At 50.6% G+C, this 20,036-nt stretch carries 32 protein-coding genes; 10 read left to right on the top strand and 22 right to left on the bottom strand.

Going from position 1 to position 20,036, the window contains the following annotated elements; translation table 11 throughout:
• Positions 1-6 precede the first annotated feature (6 nt).
• The 6 genes from ACOTYN_RS17280 to ACOTYN_RS17255 all read right to left on the bottom strand — a co-directional run bounded on the left by ACOTYN_RS17280 (position 7) and on the right by ACOTYN_RS17255 (position 5,477).
• Positions 7-855 carry a head maturation protease, ClpP-related gene (locus ACOTYN_RS17280; protein WP_110820320.1) on the bottom strand — a complete coding sequence of 283 codons (849 nt, stop codon included), beginning with the start codon at positions 853-855 and terminating at the stop codon, positions 7-9.
• 13 nt (positions 856-868) lie between these two features.
• Positions 869-2,173: a phage portal protein gene (locus ACOTYN_RS17275; RefSeq protein ID WP_332956896.1), complete on the bottom strand. Its 1,305-nt coding sequence runs from the start codon at positions 2,171-2,173 to the stop codon at positions 869-871.
• Entirely contained in the window at positions 2,173-3,909 is a 1,737-nt protein-coding gene (locus ACOTYN_RS17270; protein ID WP_332956894.1) for a terminase large subunit, read from the bottom strand. The genes ACOTYN_RS17275 and ACOTYN_RS17270 overlap by 1 nt, the downstream gene beginning before the upstream one ends.
• Positions 3,909-4,382, bottom strand: a complete 474-nt coding sequence (locus tag ACOTYN_RS17265; RefSeq protein WP_032636952.1) for a phage terminase small subunit P27 family — start codon at positions 4,380-4,382, stop codon at positions 3,909-3,911. Before ACOTYN_RS17265 ends, ACOTYN_RS17270 begins: the two co-directional genes overlap by 1 nt.
• A gap of 157 nt (positions 4,383-4,539) precedes the next feature.
• On the bottom strand, positions 4,540-4,890 hold the full coding sequence (locus ACOTYN_RS17260; RefSeq protein ID WP_371886111.1) for an HNH endonuclease: 351 nt from the start codon (positions 4,888-4,890) through the stop codon (positions 4,540-4,542).
• Positions 4,890-5,477, bottom strand: a complete 588-nt coding sequence (locus ACOTYN_RS17255) for a hypothetical protein (protein WP_371886112.1) — start codon at positions 5,475-5,477, stop codon at positions 4,890-4,892. Before ACOTYN_RS17255 ends, ACOTYN_RS17260 begins: the two co-directional genes overlap by 1 nt.
• A 167-nt stretch (positions 5,478-5,644) precedes the next feature.
• Here ACOTYN_RS17255 and ACOTYN_RS17250 point away from each other — a divergent pair, with 167 nt between their 5' ends.
• Complete coding sequence (locus ACOTYN_RS17250; RefSeq protein WP_332956890.1) at positions 5,645-5,890, top strand: hypothetical protein; 246 nt, start codon at positions 5,645-5,647, stop codon at positions 5,888-5,890.
• Here the strand turns inward: ACOTYN_RS17250 and ACOTYN_RS17245 are convergent.
• From ACOTYN_RS17245 to ACOTYN_RS17170, 16 genes are all read right to left on the bottom strand, one after another.
• Entirely contained in the window at positions 5,856-6,191 is a 336-nt protein-coding gene (locus tag ACOTYN_RS17245) for a hypothetical protein (RefSeq protein WP_332956889.1), read from the bottom strand. The genes ACOTYN_RS17250 and ACOTYN_RS17245 overlap by 35 nt on opposite strands.
• An 11-nt stretch (positions 6,192-6,202) precedes the next feature.
• A complete protein-coding gene (locus tag ACOTYN_RS17240) occupies positions 6,203-7,660 on the bottom strand; it encodes a glycosyltransferase family 2 protein (protein ID WP_332956886.1) in 1,458 nt (485 codons plus the stop codon).
• 161 nt (positions 7,661-7,821) lie between these two features.
• Positions 7,822-8,088, bottom strand: coding sequence for a hypothetical protein (locus ACOTYN_RS17235; RefSeq protein WP_109976282.1), 267 nt, complete (start codon positions 8,086-8,088; stop codon positions 7,822-7,824).
• A gap of 240 nt (positions 8,089-8,328) precedes the next feature.
• A complete protein-coding gene (locus ACOTYN_RS17230; protein WP_332956882.1) occupies positions 8,329-8,529 on the bottom strand; it encodes a hypothetical protein in 201 nt (66 codons plus the stop codon).
• Positions 8,526-8,708 (bottom strand): hypothetical protein, encoded by a 183-nt coding sequence (locus ACOTYN_RS17225; RefSeq protein ID WP_332956879.1) that lies wholly within the window; start codon positions 8,706-8,708, stop codon positions 8,526-8,528. Before ACOTYN_RS17225 ends, ACOTYN_RS17230 begins: the two co-directional genes overlap by 4 nt.
• Complete coding sequence (locus tag ACOTYN_RS17220; protein WP_332956876.1) at positions 8,659-8,937, bottom strand: hypothetical protein; 279 nt, start codon at positions 8,935-8,937, stop codon at positions 8,659-8,661. The genes ACOTYN_RS17225 and ACOTYN_RS17220 overlap by 50 nt, the downstream gene beginning before the upstream one ends.
• Positions 8,934-9,158 carry a hypothetical protein gene (locus ACOTYN_RS17215; RefSeq protein WP_332956874.1) on the bottom strand — a complete coding sequence of 75 codons (225 nt, stop codon included), beginning with the start codon at positions 9,156-9,158 and terminating at the stop codon, positions 8,934-8,936. Before ACOTYN_RS17215 ends, ACOTYN_RS17220 begins: the two co-directional genes overlap by 4 nt.
• Positions 9,155-9,781: a glycoside hydrolase family 19 protein gene (locus tag ACOTYN_RS17210; protein WP_332956872.1), complete on the bottom strand. Its 627-nt coding sequence runs from the start codon at positions 9,779-9,781 to the stop codon at positions 9,155-9,157. The genes ACOTYN_RS17215 and ACOTYN_RS17210 overlap by 4 nt, the downstream gene beginning before the upstream one ends.
• Positions 9,781-10,062, bottom strand: coding sequence for a phage holin family protein (locus ACOTYN_RS17205; protein ID WP_023330778.1), 282 nt, complete (start codon positions 10,060-10,062; stop codon positions 9,781-9,783). Before ACOTYN_RS17205 ends, ACOTYN_RS17210 begins: the two co-directional genes overlap by 1 nt.
• Positions 10,049-10,444 (bottom strand): phage holin family protein, encoded by a 396-nt coding sequence (locus ACOTYN_RS17200; RefSeq protein ID WP_017145563.1) that lies wholly within the window; start codon positions 10,442-10,444, stop codon positions 10,049-10,051. The genes ACOTYN_RS17205 and ACOTYN_RS17200 overlap by 14 nt, the downstream gene beginning before the upstream one ends.
• A gap of 846 nt (positions 10,445-11,290) precedes the next feature.
• A complete protein-coding gene (locus tag ACOTYN_RS17195; RefSeq protein WP_121528177.1) occupies positions 11,291-12,127 on the bottom strand; it encodes an antitermination protein in 837 nt (278 codons plus the stop codon).
• Positions 12,124-12,435 (bottom strand): hypothetical protein, encoded by a 312-nt coding sequence (locus ACOTYN_RS17190; protein WP_045285667.1) that lies wholly within the window; start codon positions 12,433-12,435, stop codon positions 12,124-12,126. Before ACOTYN_RS17190 ends, ACOTYN_RS17195 begins: the two co-directional genes overlap by 4 nt.
• A 2-nt stretch (positions 12,436-12,437) precedes the next feature.
• Positions 12,438-14,309, bottom strand: coding sequence for a toprim domain-containing protein (locus tag ACOTYN_RS17185; RefSeq protein ID WP_045285666.1), 1,872 nt, complete (start codon positions 14,307-14,309; stop codon positions 12,438-12,440).
• Between the two features lie 103 nt (positions 14,310-14,412).
• Positions 14,413-15,345 (bottom strand): hypothetical protein, encoded by a 933-nt coding sequence (locus tag ACOTYN_RS17180; protein ID WP_000064516.1) that lies wholly within the window; start codon positions 15,343-15,345, stop codon positions 14,413-14,415.
• Positions 15,342-15,539: a DUF4222 domain-containing protein gene (locus ACOTYN_RS17175; RefSeq protein ID WP_000019788.1), complete on the bottom strand. Its 198-nt coding sequence runs from the start codon at positions 15,537-15,539 to the stop codon at positions 15,342-15,344. Before ACOTYN_RS17175 ends, ACOTYN_RS17180 begins: the two co-directional genes overlap by 4 nt.
• A gap of 1 nt (position 15,540) precedes the next feature.
• Complete coding sequence (locus ACOTYN_RS17170; protein WP_001064664.1) at positions 15,541-15,768, bottom strand: transcriptional regulator; 228 nt, start codon at positions 15,766-15,768, stop codon at positions 15,541-15,543.
• Between the two features lie 111 nt (positions 15,769-15,879).
• On the opposite strand from ACOTYN_RS17170, the gene ACOTYN_RS17165 reads away from it, so the two are divergent.
• From ACOTYN_RS17165 to ACOTYN_RS17125, 9 genes are all read left to right on the top strand, one after another.
• Positions 15,880-16,569, top strand: coding sequence for a S24 family peptidase (locus tag ACOTYN_RS17165; RefSeq protein ID WP_000351985.1), 690 nt, complete (start codon positions 15,880-15,882; stop codon positions 16,567-16,569).
• 189 nt (positions 16,570-16,758) lie between these two features.
• Positions 16,759-16,971 carry a hypothetical protein gene (locus ACOTYN_RS17160; protein ID WP_032665917.1) on the top strand — a complete coding sequence of 71 codons (213 nt, stop codon included), beginning with the start codon at positions 16,759-16,761 and terminating at the stop codon, positions 16,969-16,971.
• Complete coding sequence (locus ACOTYN_RS17155; protein ID WP_232419724.1) at positions 16,972-17,196, top strand: hypothetical protein; 225 nt, start codon at positions 16,972-16,974, stop codon at positions 17,194-17,196.
• 265 nt (positions 17,197-17,461) lie between these two features.
• Positions 17,462-18,121 (top strand): hypothetical protein, encoded by a 660-nt coding sequence (locus tag ACOTYN_RS17150; RefSeq protein ID WP_016240230.1) that lies wholly within the window; start codon positions 17,462-17,464, stop codon positions 18,119-18,121.
• A 136-nt stretch (positions 18,122-18,257) separates the two neighbouring features.
• On the top strand, positions 18,258-18,461 hold the full coding sequence (locus tag ACOTYN_RS17145) for a hypothetical protein (protein WP_016240231.1): 204 nt from the start codon (positions 18,258-18,260) through the stop codon (positions 18,459-18,461).
• Positions 18,442-18,852, top strand: coding sequence for a hypothetical protein (locus tag ACOTYN_RS17140; protein WP_058647499.1), 411 nt, complete (start codon positions 18,442-18,444; stop codon positions 18,850-18,852). Before ACOTYN_RS17145 ends, ACOTYN_RS17140 begins: the two co-directional genes overlap by 20 nt.
• The gene (locus ACOTYN_RS17135; protein ID WP_418251298.1) at positions 18,806-19,045 is read left to right on the top strand and encodes a hypothetical protein; all 240 of its coding nucleotides are present in this window, start codon (positions 18,806-18,808) and stop codon (positions 19,043-19,045) included. The genes ACOTYN_RS17140 and ACOTYN_RS17135 overlap by 47 nt, the downstream gene beginning before the upstream one ends.
• The gene (locus ACOTYN_RS17130) at positions 19,042-19,455 is read left to right on the top strand and encodes a hypothetical protein (RefSeq protein WP_049005488.1); all 414 of its coding nucleotides are present in this window, start codon (positions 19,042-19,044) and stop codon (positions 19,453-19,455) included. Before ACOTYN_RS17135 ends, ACOTYN_RS17130 begins: the two co-directional genes overlap by 4 nt.
• Positions 19,455-20,033 (top strand): hypothetical protein, encoded by a 579-nt coding sequence (locus tag ACOTYN_RS17125; RefSeq protein ID WP_332956852.1) that lies wholly within the window; start codon positions 19,455-19,457, stop codon positions 20,031-20,033. The genes ACOTYN_RS17130 and ACOTYN_RS17125 overlap by 1 nt, the downstream gene beginning before the upstream one ends.
• Positions 20,034-20,036 lie beyond the last annotated feature (3 nt).

Raw genomic sequence — 20,036 nt, 5'->3', positions numbered from 1 at the left:
GGGTCCTTATTTGACTAACGCCGCCAGGGCGCTTTCAAGTGAATTGAGGGTTTCAGGTTTGATATCTTCGGCAGCGCCCGGCGTACCGTCGTTGGTGGTGACAGCGCCAGGCATGCCACCGGATAAGGCTTTAATGAGTTTTCGGCGCTCAGAACGCGGGGTGTTGGTTTTAGCCAGTAGCGCATCGAGTTTACGCAGCGCTGCGGCGGGAGATTCATCACCATCACTGACTGCATCAGCAGAAAGCAGGCTGTCTGCAAGACCTTTCGCCACAGCATCACTGCCACCGATATAGCTTTCAGCATCCATCAACTTCTGCACGGCGGCCATATCAAGCCCGGAGCGTGCCGCGTAGATATCAGCCATTGCGGTATCGAATGGCTCCAGTGACTGTGCCAGTTCAGCAAAGTCATGGCGGTTTCCCATCGCGTATACCCAGCAGTTGTGGATCATCAGGAAGGCACCACGGCCAATCTGAATATCATCCCCGGCCATCGCAATTATCGAGGCGGCGCTGGCGGCAATGCCCAGCACCTTCACCGTTACACGGCCTTCGTATTCGCGGAGCAGGTTATAAATAGCCAGACCTTCGAACATGTCGCCGCCCGGTGAGTTGATATTCACCGTGACGTCGGCGCCGTTCATCGCCCGAAGCGCACCGGCAATACGTTTAGCTGTTACCCCTTCGCCCCAGTAGTCCTGCCCGATAACATCAAAAACAGAAATGCTGTTATCGTCGGTGGCCGCCGCTTTGATCCCGCCGTCCCAGCGGTCCAGTGCGGACGGTAATGTTTCACAGGTAACGCGCGCGCAGGGGCGACCCGCCGGTGCTACCGGAAGTTGTTTTTTGCTCATCAGGAAAGTGCTCCTAAGCGGCCTGTTTCAGCGGAGATTGTTCAAAGGAAATATCGGGGAATACGTGGTTATGCAGCTCTCGCAGGGCCAGTGCCTGAACAGCAGGGTTGCTGCTTTCGAGATTTTTCAGTTGCGTCAGGTTGAGCTGAACGGTGTAAATATCGCCCCCTTCAATCGGCGGCATGTTCTCAAGACGACGAACGTCATTACGGGACATCCAGCCATTCTGAAGCGCGCTGGTATAGTATGCCGCGCGACCGGCACTATCGGCTCGCAGCAGACCTTCAACAGAGAATTCTGCAAACACTTCGTCATCGCTGTCGAGTAAGCACCGGCCAATTTCCTGCTCAATATTCACCAGCAGCGGTCGAAGTGTATGAGTCAGAAACTGCAGGTTCATACCTTCCAGGCTGGATGCCCAGCTGCTTTGTTTCGTGGTGTGACCAACCATGAAAGGCGGCACGCGAAACCAGCGGCAGATCTCCTCAATGCTAAATGCGCGGCTTTCGAGCATCTGAGCATCTTCCGGGTTCATGGTCACGCCCTGGTACGTCAAACCACCCTCAAGAACCATGATTTTCCCGGCGTTTTTCGAACCGGTAAACGCCGCCATGTAACCGCGAAGTTTTTCACGTTGAGTATCATCCAGAGCTTTATCAGAAGAGAGGAATCCTGAACTCTGCAGGCCCTGTTCGAATATCTTCGCCGCGGACTCTTCAACGGCCATTGCTGAACCGATCACATCACGGCCAGTCTTCATCGGCATCATGCCGCAAACACCGTCCAGACCGAACCCGCGAATGTGCATGATGTTTTTGACCGGAATGACGCGCTCGTTTCTGTTTTCAGTGTATTTGTATTCCAGCGCCCCGGTAGTGAGACGTTTAACCACCATGTTCTGCGGCAGTAAAGGCACCAGCGAAACCAGGCGGTTTGCGATGAATTTCTTCTCAATGAAGGCGTTCCCGCGCAGGCAAATACTGGCGACCACCATCAACATAAAGCGTGATGGTGTCATTTCTGAATTGGGGCGGCGGCACAGTATCGAATAGGCAGGATGATCGGTTGCCGCTTTGCGCGAACCGTCAGGCTGTCGAACGTATATTTTCAGCGGAAGGGTTGAAATAGACTCGCTTAACAGCCTTACGCATGCCCACACAGCCGATAGCTGGATGGCTTTATCGGCTGTTACCACCTTTCCGCTGCTGCTGGTGCCAAACCATTCCTCCCAGAACGTGCCGGTAGTCAGGCTGATAGGCACACCGAGCCAGTTAAGCAGAGCGCTTTTAACCCTGCCTGGCTGTTTGTTTTTTTTCATCAGAAACCTACCATGATGGGATTATTGAAGAATCCGGAGAGATCCTGCTGGTCGTTGCCACCGTTAACCAGAACGCGGCTCATTGCTGTGAACAATGCCGCCGGGCCATCAATCTTGGCCTCTGGTGTGGACTTGTTCGGGAAAATGTTCTCGTTCCGGTCAGGTTTGACGGTTACGTTGGACATCATCCAGTTCATTACCGGGTGATCGCTGTGATGGAAGCGGCCACCGTACACCAGTGCTTCGACCTCTTTCATCGCCTCAGAGAAATTGCGAACCGTCTGCGGAACTTCCACCAGCGGCAGCCCTTCTTCTGCCAGAGCGAGGCTGAACTGCGTGGCACTCCACGGATCGAAGCCAATTTCTTTCAGGCTTTCACCAGCAACCCACTGTTGCAGCTCTTCCTTAATCTGAGCATGGTCGATTACATCCCCGTCGGTAAGGATCAGCTTGTCCAGCTCAGCCCACTTACGATAGAGCTCTGCCATCTGGCGTGAACATTTCTCAAGGCGTCCTTCCGGAAGCCAGAATTTAAAATCCGCGTGAACGTGGCCACCTGGCGCGCGCCATACTTTGGCGGCCGCACAGATATCAATTTTGTTTGAAAGGTCTACGCCCACCCAGGAGGGATAGGTTTTAAGTTCATGCTGCGGAGCGATAAACTCGCATTTCTCCCATTTCATCATGTCCATCCAGGCAGACTCAGCCGTAACCCAGATATTCATGTGCTTGGTGAAAAAGTTAATCCTGGCCGAAACCTGCTCTTTCGCCTTTTTAGCCAGGCGGCGGAGATCATCCCAGCGCTTACAGATACCCAGCCCCGGATTTGCCTTCTGCCAGACTTTTTCATCAAAGGGATCATCACCTTCATCTAATGTGTAGATGATGGCAAAAAACGTATCGTCTTTTACCAGCCCACGCAGAACCTTGATGGCGTAATCACGCAGTTCGTAGCAGATACCCTCTTTGTTAAAGCCGGCGGTGGTGATACCGAAAAGCAACGACTGCAGGCGCGCGCCGGTTGCCGTCTCCAGAACGTCCCATACATCACGGGTTTTATGTGCATGCAGCTCGTCGACAATGGCGCAGTGGATGTTCAGGCCGTCGAGGTTGTTCGCATCTGATGATAATGGCTCGAATTTGGAGGCCGTTTGCTCCTGGTAGATGGCGAGTTTGTTGAATTCGAAGAGCCGCCCAAGAGTGGCTTTCGCCTTCTTGACCATATTCTTCGCATCTTCAAAAACAATTCGCGCCTGGTCACGGGTGGTAGCGGCGGAATAAACCTCCGCACCTCCCTCGCCGTCGGCCCCAGCCATATACAGCCCAACGCCTGAGCAAAGTGTTGATTTGGCATTTTTACGGGCCACCTCAACATCTGCAGTACGGAAGCGCCGAACCATCACCGGACGACCGCTGCCGTCGTTACGCAGGACGGTTTCTCCCGTTTCTTCGTTAACCAGCGGGATAACAAAACCAAAAATATTAATCAGGATGAAAACATGCCAGTCCATCAACTCAATAGGCTGGCCTGCCAGCGCGCCCTTTACGTGAGGAACAAACTTATAGAAATTCAGAATGTGCTGCGCGCGCGGCTCACTAAAGTAAATTCCGCGCTCTTCGCCGTGTGCCAGATCGTCAAGAAAACGCTGACAGGCAAGGCGCACATACTCACAGGCAATTATTTCCCCGGCAACGACCCTCTCGGCGTAGCGGATGCCTTCTGCAACCTTAGCCATTAATCCCTCGCTTTCATAAACTCGGCCAGCGGATCAACCGCATCAGGACCTTTTGCATTCACTTTCGAGCGGCTGGCTGGCGTCATCCCGAACTCTCCTAGCATGGCGCGAAGACGTTTCCAGGCATCAGCTTTCATGATGGCCGCCGGGTGAGCTTTGATCATCACATCCCCGCTCTGCGTTTCGGTCCGGTAGGTGTACCCCTCAATTTCAAGCGTGTCGCAGTGGTGACGGTATTCGGTATATGCCTCAACCAGCAACTCAAGGGCTCTGGCGTCCAGTTGGGACATCACACCGATAGCATCGAGCTCGTCGGCCATCCGCTTAAACCAGTATTTCCCCTGCTTGTCGAAATGCTTCGGCGTTGGGGGTACCCCTGCAGCGGGTTTTGGTTCGTTCTCATTGATCGGGCGTTTTGATGGGTTACCCCTCACCAAACGTAGATGGGTCGGGGTTTTCGGTGGTCCAGACATAATCGAAAACTCCTATTAATCATCGAATGGGGGACCCCTAAAAAAAGTTTTCTAACCTGCGGCGATGTGAAAAGAGGTTAGGCGGCGGTCCTTTGGCGCGTCGTTCCTGAACTTTCAACCCGCCCTCCCCCTCGGTCTATCCAAATGAGAATTGATGTCATTTGAGTCTTTCGACCGCTGTTTTCGCCCTGTGGCAGGGATTGCAGAGGCTTTCAAGGTTGGACAGGTCATCGGTACCCCCATTTGCTTTGGCGGTGATGTGGTCCACCGTCTCAGCGGGTGTATACCTTCCATTTCGCAGGCATTCCTGACAGAGGTGTTTATCCCTGTCGAGAACGATTGGGCGCAGCCTGTCCCACTTGCTGCCATAACCTCGCTGATGCCTGCTCTGTCCTCGCTGATGCTGCTGCCAGCCTTCGTTAAGGTGCTTGGGACAATAGCCTGAGCGGTCTGTGGTTGTGCCAGGGCATCCACGCTTGCGGCATGCTCTCGGTATTAACGCAGGCATCAGGCTAACCTCCAAGCCCGACGGCGTTCTGTCCGTGGCGCTGAGTCAGGGTGACGCTCAACCGGTTCGCCGTCAGCGTGGTCCACCAGCGAGTAACACGGATAGACCACTGAACCGCCATAGGCATCACCAACGGCATAATCGGCAGGCTTACTGCTATCCCATCGAGACAACACACGCTCAATATGCTGATGCGGCACGCTATAGCAAACGCCGTGTATCAGCCGCGGCAATGTGATGTAGTCTGCCTGAGTCTTATCAGCAACAATCAGCCGTTCGGCTATCTGCATTTGATATTGAGGTGGACGGCCGGTACCGAGATAAAAGCTCAGCATGTCGTCAGGAAAGCGGGTCAGCCAGTCGACCACCAGCTCGGCAAACCAAGGAACGGGCATCGCGTCGTCTTCCAGCACCACTACCCGGCAAGGTTGGCAGGAAGCCCATTCAAGAGCACGCCGATGATTCCAGTTCGCGCCGTGGTTACCATAGTCAATAAGCACATGAGCATTCAGCATCGCAGCAAGCCGTTGCGCATGCCCTATGCGGGAGTGATGGCCTACCACCACAAACTTAATGTCTTCAGCCATCAGCGAATTTCCAATAAAAAAGCCGCATGATGGCGGCTACTGTCTGAATATCAGGGTGTTACTTCTCATTAACCCTGGTTAAGGTAAGCATTCAGCCCGTCAGTGGTGGGACACTGGCGCATTCAATGCGGAGGGATGGCTGATTACCTCTGAAAAGGAAAACACCCATGGGTTCCATGTTAGAACTGGAAAAAGCAGTTGCAGATTTACAACGTGAATTACAGATTGAAAAAGCCACCAATAAACTGGTTTTTTCTCTGATTATTGAAGCTGTTAACAAGCTGTCACCAAAACAGAATGTTAGGGACGTTCTGATGGATGTACTGAAGGAGGTTACACCGCCTGAAATTTCATCGGCCCCAGATGCTCACGAGGCGATTAAGCGAGTTGAGAAAATAATTCAGAAGAAGTAACTGCGTTCGTAACTTCCTGAATTAAATCGTCAGCGGCTCGGTCCTGAGCCGCATTAACAATCTGATCGATCATAGTTTTCGCGTGAGTTTCAGCGCGCTGCTTGTAACCCTCCAAGGTGAAATCTGGCGTGATGTCTTCATGATAAGGGACCATCAACAGAGTCTTCTTTTCGAGCCGCACGTTGACGTCTCCGCCAATAGCCTCAACCGTTTTACAACCCAGCCCCTCTGCTGAAGAGTAACCATCAATTTTTAAACTAAATGATTTTTGAGTCGGAAACTCAACCTCATACGAAATCATAAGTCCTCCTGTTATTTATGGCGCCACCAGGCATTTTCTTTGCCGATGCCATCAGTTTTGAAAACGGTATGTACCAGAGGGCCGGTGACCAGCCTGTCAGCGAATGACTGCGCGACAATACCGAACGCCAGCATGTCACCCACCGCGGCGCCAACCTGTTCTTTCTTCCAGAAACGATAACTCTCGATCCGGTAGTAAAGACGGATGATGCCATGAGCGAACGCCATTACATCAGCGCGGGTGCCACCCAGCAGACCAGCGTTAAGCATCACATCGCCGCGGTGCGCTTCAATGAATTCCTGATAGATACGCTCAGGATGATTCTGTTTCGCCCAGGTGTCGGCGTATGTCTTCGGTTCAGAACCGACGTAAACATTCCCGGGCTGCATTTCTTCCCACGGCGCGCGAAGCATTTCGACATCGGTGCCATCAGTACACCAGACGAACCGGTATTCAGGATGATCTCGCAGGTGCTGCCAGATATGCAGCCAGCGCCGGAAATAGACATTCATCTTTACGTCAGGAACGAGATACAGCTCAACATCTGCCGGAGCCGTCAGTAATTCATCCACCAGCGCAATACGCCCACAATTCCGAAGCGAGGCCGCCCACTTGGTCAGCATGTCAGGCGAGGCCGTCATTTTCGTACCGCGCTGAGGGTCAGGCTGGCTGGTCAGTAGCGTAGTAATAACCACGTCGCGCTGACGCCGATATTCAACGTAACCGGTAAAGCCGGTATCACGTCGTTCGTTGTGGATCTTCACATTACGCTCCACCAGCGCCTGGCGGTCGGGCCTCGGTACCGAACGCTCCACCGCTTCATGCTCATCGAGGGAATGAATCAGCTTGTCTGAACCGAGGACATCAGCGTAAGCCCACGTAGTCAGTCCAGCGTTATGGATGCGCAAGGCGAGGTCGCTGTGTTCGTACATGCCGCGACCATAAACCGGATCGAATCCGCCCACCCTCTCGATGGCGCTACGGTGGTAATACAGCATCACGCCGCGCTGTCCGGTGTACGCCACATGCTGATCGTCACGGTAAAGCACCGAAAGGTCATTCAGCTTATTGCGACCAGCCAGATCGAGAAACTGGTAAGCCAGGTGTGGCTCGGGTGATTCGATGTAGGGAAGATGCCAGTTGTCGGCGATGGGCCAGGCATCATCATCCCACAGAAAAAGATGCTCGCACCCGGCATCCATCAGGGCTGACAGGCTGGCGTTCTTCGAAGCAACAATGCCGAGTGAAGTTTCATGGCGAAGCAGCTGCACGCCGTGGGGAACTACCGCTGCAGGTTTTGAACCATCATCCACAACCACCACCAGCGCACCAACTGGCAGGTGCTTCATGTGCTGTTCAAGCGCTCGTTTCAAAACGTCGGCGCGCTGATGTGTCGTTATTGCAATCCCGATCCGCGATGAAATTGCGCTGGAAGGTGCATACGGGACACCATCAATAGTGACCTGCATTTGATTTTCCTTTTAGACGTGAGCCTGTCGCACGGCAAAGCCGCCGAAAGTTAACGGTTTGCCCAGGCTCACAGCTGAAAGACTTTCTTAGATGTGCGCGTGCGATGCGCATAAAAAAAAGCCACCGGCGAATACCAGTGGCTACTTAATTTTTAAACGGATTACTTAGCGAGAATTACATAATCAGAAATTAACTCTGCTTTTTGCGAATACTCTTTTGCCAAGCGCTCAAGCTCACTCGCTTCGATTTTCCCGGACTGTGAGCTTTTGATGTAAGCGGCAATCTCTGATTCGTGCAAAAGGACATTTGGGTTTTGGGAAATAATTTCTTTTACAGCACTATAAAATATTCCCATATCGATAGGATGCCCTGTATGCCATGTGGAGCGAGCAAGCCATTTATCTAAAGCACTAATACCTTTCAACATAAAACCTCCTGTTTGTGTGGAATGCTATCCTCCCACCAAATGGGTTATGTCAAAAATGTTTTTTGCATTATCGCAGGCACTCGGGGAATGCCTGCTGTAATGCCTTAAGGGTCAGCGTCACTTCGGCCAACTGATAAAAAACATAAAGCCGATGAATGCGAATAGCAGCCCAGCAGCTCCCGCAATAACGATTAAAGTCCAAACAAGAATAGTCCCGATGGTTGCAATCATTTTAGAACCTCAATCGAGATAGAAATCGTCATTCAGACGACGACGGTTCGCACTGCTGGCGTTATGCGGGCAGGCGGAAGAATTATGACCAGTTGCGTCGCAGTAACTACAGCGCAGATTTACCCGGCGAGCGTTGCCGCTCCATGTATGCGGGCAGTTCTCGCGGGTGTGTAAGCCCGAGCCGCAAAAGGTGCATCGCGTGTAACTCATAGGTTTGCCTTCTGGCAGTTCGCCTGCCACGCTTTGTTATGCGCCAGGATGTCTTTCTTCGTCTGACGGTCCATAACGTCGATGTCGTGATCAGTCAGGTAGATTGGTTTTACCCAGTCACAGGCGGTATCAGCCACCACCGGGACGCTTCCACTTGTCGCGCAGCTCGCGATCAACATCGTCATCAGGCATGTGGTTAACAGTCTGCTGTACATTGCTGGCCTCTTTGGTTGCTTCTACCCGGCGTTCGGCTACTGCTTCAGTAGCTGCAGCCTTTTCTTCGGTGCGCTGCTGGTCTGCTTTGGCTTCCGCTTTGCTGGTGCCGCGTGAATGACCAATTCCAAAAGCGGCGGCGATAGCTCCAAGAATGGCAACAGCTACCGAAATGATTAACTGTACTGTGCTCATACTTCCACCTTCGGTTCAAAGGATCGAACGTTAATAGGCTCACCTGACGGGAAAGACCAGTTCATCCAGGTGAAGGTCTTAAGCTCGCACATACCGTCAAACATCTCGCCGGGATTGATATCGTCGTAGCTGCAGACAATATGAAGCTCATTACCTTTTGCCTGAAGCACAACTGTATCTGTCTCCCATCGCGGGATTAGGATGCGTAGCCACTTTTTCATACAAGCACCATTTTTGCCTGTCCGAAGCGAGCGCGACGATCTTCCAGCCCGTTCGTTCCGCCGTTGATAATCTTCGTAACCTGCATCAGGTCGCCGGAATACTTCATGCATCCCTTAGTGGAGAAGAACCACGCCGCGCTTCTGGCTGCGTAAACGTCTTCGGCTAATAGCTCAGGCTGCTTAACCAGATCAACCCTCAGGCCGTTGCCGCAATCACGGTAGTTATTGAGGCCGGTAATCTGGATAAGCCCACGCCCACGGTATAACCAGCCGTCACCGGGAGCGTTATTCCCCATACGCTTGCTGTATACCAGGTTGGCGATAGCGCGCTGGCGCTCAATCGGTAAAGTGCGTTCTTCAGGGCGGCGGCCAAGCGCATTTGCCTGATCTGCGGTGAGTCGTCCGGCACGAATGAAGTTCTCCAGTGCCGCAATCCGGTAGTTGAAACTTTCCACCAGTAGGGTGAAACCAGCGGATTCATGTCCTGCCTGAGCAATAAACATCGCCTGGTCTTCCGGTTTAGTGATGCCGAACTCTTTCATCGCTTCGCTGACTGGCTGAAACCAGCGCGCAGCTAACTCGGCGCTTAGCCCAGCCGACTTTTGAAATTGTGATTGGTTCATTAGTGCCTCAGTACATCAACCAGGCGCGCTACGTTTCCCCGAGCCCAGAGAACGGCGGCACAAATCAGGACGTTCACCAGCACCACAAACCAGTGTGATTCATGGTACAGGCCGAACAGGTAACGGAAAGGGACGCTGGCGTATACCAGCACCGTGAAATAAGCCATCAGTGATATCAGCGGGCGATGTCTCGCCCCGCCACGCTGGTAGAACATCAGTGCAATAACGATAACCGCAGAGATAATTGCGTTTGCCATCGCACTCGGATCACTTGTTACCATTGCTGGTCCCTCCTCCACGTAAACGAGAGAGAATTCCAAACAGGCTACCCAAATCCTGACTGTTGACGAACGTCAGCAGCTTAATAGCAATAGCGGCTACGATTACCGCGCCGAGCGCATCAAGTGGCCTGTCGCTATACCCCGTCCATTTTGAGAAGTAAGAACCAAGCAGTGGTGCGCCGATAACGCCAAAGATGAATGAGGTGATGAAGTAGCCCACCAGCTTAAGGCGGCTGATATTAACCGCTGTAGCAACGTAGAAAACCGCGCCAGCGAATGCACCAAACACCACACCGTAATCTATGCCGGTTGCCAGGCCGAACATGCTGGCTCCCATCAGACCACCAGCCGCTACCGTAGTGCCAGAAACAGGATCGGACATTTAGCCCCCTCTGTAATTGCTATGAATCCTCTCAGTAAGTTTGAGGGGAAATAATAAAAGCCCGCTGTTGATGGCGGGCTAATGAGTTGACTATTTGTAAGGTAGGTGTGAGTAAGACTTATGCTCAGAGGTGAAGCTGTATCGGCTGATTCACTATCGGTCCAGGAGAACCACCGGGCATTCAGTTACTTCCCACAACTCAAAGCGTAGCAGCAGTTTGCAAAACCATAAAAAAAGGCCTGCGTTTTATGGCAGGCTCTCAAGGAATTTGAAACTTGTATTGTTGTTGTCATGGTGCCGGGTGCCTCCCGGTGACTCTACCCCAGTCAGCAAAGCCGCGCGCATACCTGCAGATAGCAGTTGACTGGAACGCCCTTTCGCTTAGAAAGGATTCACCACACAAACAAATTACGCCGAAATCATTCCGCCGGTCAATACTTCATTGCCGTGAGTTCTCTCAGAAGGAGGGGAAACAAAAAAGGCCACCCGAAGGTAGCCCGTAGTAATGATTGTGAAGGCTGGAGTCGAACCAACTTCCATCGGTGCGCTGCCGATTGGGTTACGCGCGCCTTGTGGTTACTTATCTAGAATTATCACCGCAAAACTATTCCCTAGCTCGCCGCTGAGCTTCATCACAATGGGGATCGCTTTGCCGCGCCAGGGAAGTGTGCCTGGACTCATCGGGATGCCGTCACATACTCAAAGCGATTTCCATTGTGTTGCAACTAAAAAGCCCCACCATTGCTGGCAGGGCTTGATTGCTTGATTTCGTTTGGACGGTATCTTCCACGATTAGAAGCATACAGGACAAGTTCGGACAAAATCAAGCTTAAAGTTGCTAAGATGCTAAATTTTGTTCACATCATCACGAAAGCTCGTTGCGCCTTGAAACGCCGAGTCTGCTTTTTGTTCTTCCCTGTGGCAGACATCGACAAGCACCTCCAGAAATGGCTTCCAGTTACGGGTCCATGTTCTCACGTGCAGATCAGGGACGCGCTTCAGTATCGCTTTATACGCCGCTGTAGAGGGCACCGCAGAGAATCCGTTTCCACTGCAGCGCTCACAGGTTTTAAACACCGGCGCGCCGCGCTCGCTTGTGGCTTTGCGGTCTAGAACCTCGCCTTTACCGCCGCAACGACAACGGGCGCTGATCGTTCCCTTGCCTTCGCAAGCATCACAGACCGCCGGTACAACCTCTGTTACCTCCGTCCACTGCTCCCAGTCAGACGGTCGAACAGCACGAGAGCGGCAGGCCCAGTATGGAGCTTTACCCCATGGGTACGAAACCTTGCGGGTAATCTGCTCGCGGGTTGTTCGTCCGGTACCACTGCAACTGTGACATGTCACGCTGGTAGCCGCCGAACGGGAGTAATCGGCAAAGGCAAATTGTGCCAACATCTGCATGCACCATCCGAACTGCCCACCAGCTGCTTTGCGAACATTTTTCGGCGCGACGTCCATCGCATAACGCATCAGCGCCTGTACTGCGAGCTGTTCATCCGTTTTGCTGATACCAGCCTTTCCGAAGAAAGCGGCCATGCCGAACCGCGCACGGCTGCTGGTGGTACCAATCGCCGCCATAACATCAGTGCCGGTGAGACGATCCGGAGAGGTTCCTTTCACGTCGTCGCTGATATGCATTCCCTGAGGGCTGAAATGTTTGAGTGATGCTTCCAGTTTCATTGAATGGTTTCTCCTTTTTCAGCAGTGCCAAACCAGCCCGGGTGCGCCCACTGGACATCAGTAACTTTCTCGCCGTTACCCCACAGCGTCAGAACGCGCATCGCAACGTAGTGCATGAGGATTTTTTCATGCTCTCGCCAATCATCATCAGGAGTGTCTTCAACAAATTCAGCGATTGCCTCAGCGATAAGACCGAAACACTCAGGAAAGTCACTATGACCGATTGCGATGTCTTTGGCCGTTTCCTGAAGCTCCAAAAAACGCTGCTTGGTAAAGAGGTACGACATTTCTCTAATTAGGCGATCCATTTTTAATACCTCGTTGCGTTGGTTGCTTCCCACTCAATATCAAGTTCACTTTGCTGTTTGCCGGCCAAGTAGTTGAAGGGCCCTTTATCACCTTCGATAAACTGGTGCGAGCGGGAATCAAAATTGGCTCCTATGTCTCCGATCCAGCCTTCCCCCTCACGTTGTTTCAACAGGCGAATCATTGAGGCGGGCATTTGGATAGCAGTCTGCTCGTCCTTATCAAGGCACTCATAACCCATTCTTTCAGCCTTGCGCTGCGCCAGTTCGCGCGGGATGTTACGCCAGACAGCCATAACGTTGTCGGGCATGTCGGTTAAAGCGCCAGTGCCTTTTACGTCCATCTTTCCGGTTGGAGCGGAGTCGTTTGTTTTTCTGGCGTGGGTAACCAGCAGGACGTGACAGTTATGCTCGTTCTTGAAGTCGCACAGCGTATCGATGAAGTCCTTTTGACCTGTGTAGTCTTCTTCGTCTAAGCCACATTTAGCGAGGTTATCTATGACGAACAGCTCAATGCCATAGCGACGCCGGGCATAAGCAAAAATCTCAAGAAGCCGGTCTGCTTTGGCCGTTCCCGTTAGTTTGAATACCCACAGTCGGTCAGAAAACCATTCGTTGGTCATAATGATTTCTTCACGCTTCGGTGAGGAAGTACAGATCGTTTGCCGCGTGAGTCGGGCAAGCATTTTGCCTGGTTTAAGCTCCAGTGAAGCAATACAGGTCCTGACGCCCTGACTCATCGCATCAATCGCGATATGTCCAACGAGCTCTGTTTTGCCATGCCCATTCACGCCATTGACGAGGGTCAGTTCACCGGCACGGAACTTAAAGTTGTTGTTCAGCGAAGCCCATGGGCTTGTAAACAGACCGGTATCCCGATGTTCGAATGCCTCGATAGTTTCCTGAAGCAAGTCCCCTGCTGAGCAAAGCTCGTCGGGATCGAAAAATTTAGCGCGCTCCATGTATTCCAGAATGGAGTCGCTGTCCATGCCGTTCATGAGACAATCGTTGATATCTTTGTGCGGAAGTTCAACCATACGGCAACGATGCTCACCAAGACGTCTGGCGATTTCTTTTGCCGCTTCACGGCCTACATCGTCGTTGTCCAGGCACAGCCAGATTTCCTGGAAGCGATCGAGGTTGTGATACTCGTATTCAATCCACTGCTGTTTGGCACCCTTGCCGCCGCCAAAGGGAACAGACAGGGCATCATAGCCAAGCTGCGTGAAGGTCATGCAGTCAATCTCACCCTCGCACAGAACTACCAGCCGGGTGTTTTTATCCAGAGCCTGCCAGCCAAACAGACATGGTTCACAATCAGCTTCAGCCATAATTAGCTTTTTGCCGTTTGGCCGTTCGGTACCGATACGTTTTACCTGAAGCAGTTCGCCGTTCCGGATGTACGGGAATGCCACGGCAGGCACCTCGCGGTTTTCGTCGTGGTACCAGACCACCGCGTCTGTCACTTTAAAACGATCGGCAGTTTCACGGGTAAGGCCACGCGAAGCGAGATAGTCGTAGCATTTACTGGCCGATTTAACGCCCTTCTTCGTCGGACGAGAGAACGTTTTTTTCTTCGCTTCAAAGTGGTGGTCGTCGTCTTTCAGGCCAAGAAACTCTTTCGCTTCTCGCATGGCGTCATGCAACTGACAGTTACGCACCAGAACCCAGAGATCCAGCAGGTCACCGCTGTCACCGCTGGCAAAGTCAGCCCATGACTTTTTACCGCCGATATTGACCTTGAGGCTTTTTCCTGAGTCACCGTTAGTATTGCCTGCGCACCACTCTTTCCCCTCCAGATGTCCTTTCGGAAGGAGAAATTTAGCTACGCGCTCGGCGTTATCCCATAGTTTTTCTGAAAGTTCAGCAGGGGTCATCAGACACTCCGTAAATCAAATTTTATAAAGCACCACGTCACAAATCCCTCGCACAGAACGCCGTGGTTATATCCGGCCACCAGCACACGCTTGAGGAGTATTTTCATGGGCGATACCCGCCACGGTTCATGCGATCGATCGCTGACTGATTGATAAACACCTCGGCAGAGCCGTCATCAGACTTTGCGTACCACTCGTAGCGAGACTGGTCTTGTCGGGTAGGGACTTTGTTTTCCTGGGTCTCTACCAGCCACGGTTCATCGAAATGTTTATCCGGCCCGAAGAACGTCGCCGCCTGCTTGACGAACGAAGTACCGATCTTTCCCTCAGAGGCCATGAAAGCTGCGTAGCGCTTAACCCCTTCCAGCATCGTCTCTGGTTTTACGCCCTGTTTAATACGTGCGTTCCAGGCTTTGAATGCGCTTAGCTTGTTATTTCCACCGCTACGTTTTGGGTATGCCTGCCAGGCTTCTTCAAATGCAGGAGAATAATCAGTTGAAGATTTCACTTTCGGTGTGTCGGCTTCAGCCGATGCACCAAGATATTTATTCTCTGTATTAATCTTCTGTGTAGTCTCCTGGTAATCTACTGTATGAATGGATGCGGAATTTCCACATGACTGCTCGTTGGTTTTCCCCATACCTGCATGCTGGTTTTCCGCATCACTGTTTGCGGAAATTCCGCATCCTTGTTTGTTGGTTTTCCCCATACCTGCATGCTGGTTTTCGCCAAGTAGAAGTTCTTCCAAGCGCTCCTGGTTTACTCTGAAATATAATTTTGCTGGGATGCCACGTTTTGCTTCTTCCAGTACGCCACAGGAAACCAGCTTTTTACGCGCTCCCTCTTGTTCGTAACGCGTTAATCCAGTCTCTTCTTCGAGATCTGTCTGGGTTTTGTAGAACCAATTCCCTTCCATGCGGTTCTGCCAATAGACAATCTGTGACAATAGCAATGCACCTGTAATACCCACGCCAAGGCGAACGAAGGACCGTTGAAAGGCTATTGGACGATCAACGAGCTGTAAGAAATTGCTCACTCCACAACCCTCCTGAAATAATTTTGAAACTTCCAGACAGGCTGCATGCATTCATGCGGATAATTCTGCCTGGTGAAGTACACCTGCTGTTTATCCCGATTCCAGCCGGTGACATGCACAATCACACCGCGCGGATCGCGATAATCGATATCCAATGGCTTAACTTGGTTTTCGGTAGTGATCGAGTGCGACATATCACACCTCAGAACCGCTCTTGAAAACCAACTGTTCTTTTGTAATAACTGGCTTATTCACGAATGACTTTGATGCGCTCTCGATCGCCAATGCCAGTCTGGGGGAAGCATTGCGATGACCATAAGCAATGAGATTCAGGTATCCCGGAGATGTGCCTGATTTTTTAGCAAGATCTGCCCACTGCTCTTTTGTTGAGCACTTACGCCAAGCAAGTAATTGGTTGTTCATTACGGTCTCCTGTTGCAATGAATCAACTTTAGCTTTTTGCTAAATTAAATGCAATAATCATTTAGCAGTTTGTGTATTTACCACATTGCTAAATAATGAGATTATTTTGACATGGACATAAAAAGCATACGCAAATCAAACCTTGAGCAGCTCATTGTTGAGTTCCTGAAGCGCGACAGACATACGACAAAAGCAGCTTTCGCAGAATTGTGCGGGATAAGCCCTGCCCAGTTGAGCCAGTTGCTTGGGGGCAATAGCCATCGAAACATAGGGGACAAAATGGCCAGAAAGATTGAACAGGCCTTGGATCGTCCGTTTGGGTGGCTGGATAGTCCACACAATGCTCCTGGCAGTATTAAAAGCGAGTTGGAGTATGTCGGATCAGTCCGTCCGGGAGCTGTACCAGTTGTAGGGGAAGCGATTCTTGGGATTGACGGAATGATCGATATGCTAGAGATCCACGCTGGATGGCTACAAATATACAGCGCGGATAGGGATGCCTATGGGCTGAAAGTGAAGGGAGACAGCATGTGGCCACGCATACAGTCTGGAGAATATGTCGTCATAGAGCCAAACACCCAAGTTCATACAGGTGATGAGGTTTTTGTGCGAACAAAAGATGGGCATAACATGATAAAAATCATGAGTAAAACTCGCGATGGCGATTATCAATTCTCAAGTGTAAACAGTGATCACAGGCCCATCACCTTAAGTCCTGATAGCATCGAGAAAATGCATTTTGTTTCAGCTATTGTTAAGCATACGCGTTATGTTGACAATGATGAAATGCCCGCCCTGTAAACCCCATCTTTATCCCCCTCCAACCGACCTGATGGTCGGTTTTTTTATGCCCACCGAAGAATAATAATAAATAATTATATTATTTATCAAATACATAAAAGAAAAAGTAAATAATTTAGCATTTATCATTTGCATGGCTTTTACCATTTTGCTAAATTCACTTCATCAGCAGACAACGGAGCCTATGAAATGAATGTAGAGCAAATGCTTTCCGAGAACGGAACTGTCCACAAAATTGCGATGGATATTGATCGTGTAATCAATGCGCTTGAGTACGCAGAATCAGATCCAGATGTTGCATATAAACCAGCGGCACTCATTAAAATTTGTATCAATCAGTTAAGGGATAATCTTTCTGTTCTAAACCATGAACTTGGTTATGATTGGCCGGAGAATAAATAAATGAAAACTCCATTAGACATGCTTCATGATATCGTCGCTCAGATTTCCGAAGGCAATACTCTTCTGGAAATGATTTATAGAAACACCGAAGAAATGAACGAGGAAACTGATTGCGGCTTAGCCTGCCTCATTCGCTCTTTCGATAAAACCCGTGAAACAGCTTACGCATACATCGAAGAGTTAGCAAATACTGCAAAGACAGTTAACCCCCCCCATCGGGAATAGAGATGATATTGCCGATGATATTTTTTATGCCACAGTCAGCGCTGCAAAACTCAGGGAACTGGCTCACGTATATAACGAATCATATTTTTCAGGAAAAGACAGTGATGACGCTGATTGCCTGATGGCATCACTTATTTTCGATAATACCATTAAGGTACATGAATTACTGAAAAGCATCGAAATAAAATTAAATTAATTAATAGGTAGTTTAAATCACACCATCCCTGGTGGGGATACGTGCAACCAAATTTCAGAGGAGATTGAAATGAACCAATCTGAAATAGATAGTCTTCTTGAATCAAAAGTTTCGCGGCGTAGGCATTTAAAAAGCCTGGAGTATGGTGTTGGTCATTATGACGTAGAATTCCCCAGCACTATTATCATCGACGGAATAATGTGCCACCACAGCGCTCACCGTCGTTGGAGCGGCATGTTATCTCGCTGCTACAAACCGCACACAGAACAGTTAGAGCACAGTTACGCCGGATGTACTGTTGCCGATGAGTGGCTGCGATTCTCAAACTTTCTGGCGTTCTGGAAAGAAAACTATCGCGATGGATATGTGCTAGATAAGGACCTGCTACACCCTGGTAACAAGATATATGGTCCTGAATACTGCGTATTTGTTCCCCCAGCACTTAACTTATTTACAGGTGATCGCGCCCGTTTACGAGGGAAATACCCACAGGGTGTTATCTGGCATAAACAGTCCGCTAAGTTTCGGGCACGAATCAACGTAAACGGAAAGATTTCACACCTTGGGCTTTTCAACACCACACAGGAAGCCCACTTAGCCTGGCACACAGCCAAGATGCAACAGGCTAAGGACTGGAAGCCCACATGTGATGAGATTCACCCACTACTACATGCAGGCCTGATGAAAAAAATAGCGGGAATGCAACAGCGATTTACTCAACCACGTTAACCAACTTTTAAATGGGTAAGTAAATGTTAATCGATAAAGCGGCATACAAAACAGCACGGCTTTTCTTCGCGACCTATGGTGAGGAATACCGCCATATCTCTAACCTTTTCATGCGCAAAGCTTACGGGGTCTGAATATGCTCAGTAAAGACAGCTCTCTAGAAACCGCAAAAAACACAGCAGATAACCTGTATCAATTAATGGAATTAATTAACTCCAATATTATTGATATGGATATCGAGCAAATAATTTCTCTGTCTGGCCTCTGCCTTGACTTGTCGGCTCAGGTCTCAATGTGGATGGATTCGGAGTTTGAACGTCGTGAAAAACAACGTAATTGAAACCTACCGCCGCCGAATTTTAAAGGCAGCGTTATTACGCCACCAGCGTAAAACGGGCAGTAACTGCCTTGTTATTAAGCTCAATAAAGGCGGTATTAACACGGTCGAGTTAACAGAGATTCTTCTCGATGGATTATTGAGAAAATTCGAAAGGCTTGCGATCAGTGAGTACGGGAATGTCGAAGGCGTAAAAGCTATCAAGGGAATTTACAGCAGCGCTGTTGATGTTAATGGCAGCGGTGAATTCCTCACGGATTGCGGGAAGGAATTAATCGACGAGCTCATTTCTGAGCTGGTTGAGTTCGTCAAAAAACAAAAAGTAGAGGCTCCGAAAACGGAGGGTCATGAAATGGGGGGATCTGATGGCACTGACAGCGATACGAATTCCTGAGTGGGTTCACCTCAAAGCAGCACACGTTTTAAGCCAGTTCAGAGCAAGGCGCATTCACCCCTGCCGTATGCACGGCTCCGGTAATTTGAGCCTCAAGGTTAACCACCGCTGGCGGCTACTCTCCCGCGATGGCGGCAAGAACTGGGAAGTAATGTCCCATGAGCGTTATTCAAAAGTTAAGGATCGGAAATGAACGATAAACGCACCGTAAGCACAATTGATCTGGCATTACAGAAGCACGATACGCCAGTTGGCCCGCTGTTCGTGGCAGTACGCCACGGTCGTATCAAAAAATGCTTCACGCGAGATACGGCGATCCGCTATCTGGCTTTCTTCATGACCACCGAGGCTTTTGAGCGTTCAGGTTTTCCGCAGCGTCACCCGAGGGTGCGTATTGATCGCGATGACAGGGAGGTATGGCGTGACGGGGAAACAAAGGTTGAGTATCTGGCCGCCCACCAGCGTTGTGTTCGCCGTCTGCGTCGCATCCTGGCGCGCAAGCGAGAAATGGAGAAATGGTGTGAAAAATGGGACGCGATGCATGACCGGTTCATTAAAGAGGTCGATGCACTTCAAGCCATCAAGCCTAAAGGAGTGTATTGATGATTGCTTCAGCCTTTACTCCGGAGCCGACATCAACAGGCATCCGTTTTGGTAACCGCGTCATTGGTTATTCCGTCGCGGTTCGCCAGCTCGACAATGGCAACTATGACAAACGAATTCCGGATGGATTAGATCTGCTGGCTTGCATCATGGAAGCGATTGAAAGCGGCTGGTTTACCCCTGGCATCGAGAAAGAAATCATCATTTGGCGTTGGATGCTTGTTGCGGTCTTCATTACCGAGGAGCAGGCAAAGAACGGCACAGTTGAGGTTGCCAACGATTCTGGAGGGTTTGACACCGCAGTTATCTACTCCGGCCAGCACGGTTCAATCAGTATTTATCCTGCGCCAGAGCGATTCGCACTTGCTAATCATGTGGAAGGTATTGCCATTGAGAAATACGGCCAGGAGCTTGGTCAGCAGATGGCTCTGCGCATGTACAAGGGCATGTTAGCGGAAGACGAAGTGCAGGGGCTTCAGCTGTCACAATTTGGCCGGGAGGGTTTTAATTTGCTGCACGACAGCTTCATCGAACAGATTCAGAAAGAAGGCATGCCTGACATGCCGGTTATGCACTGAGGG

Origin of the sequence: Enterobacter cloacae complex sp. IR5458 (assembly GCF_049238025.1) — a bacterium.
Lineage (GTDB): Bacteria > Pseudomonadota > Gammaproteobacteria > Enterobacterales > Enterobacteriaceae > Enterobacter > Enterobacter kobei.
This window is presented reverse-complemented; position numbering and strand designations above follow the sequence as displayed.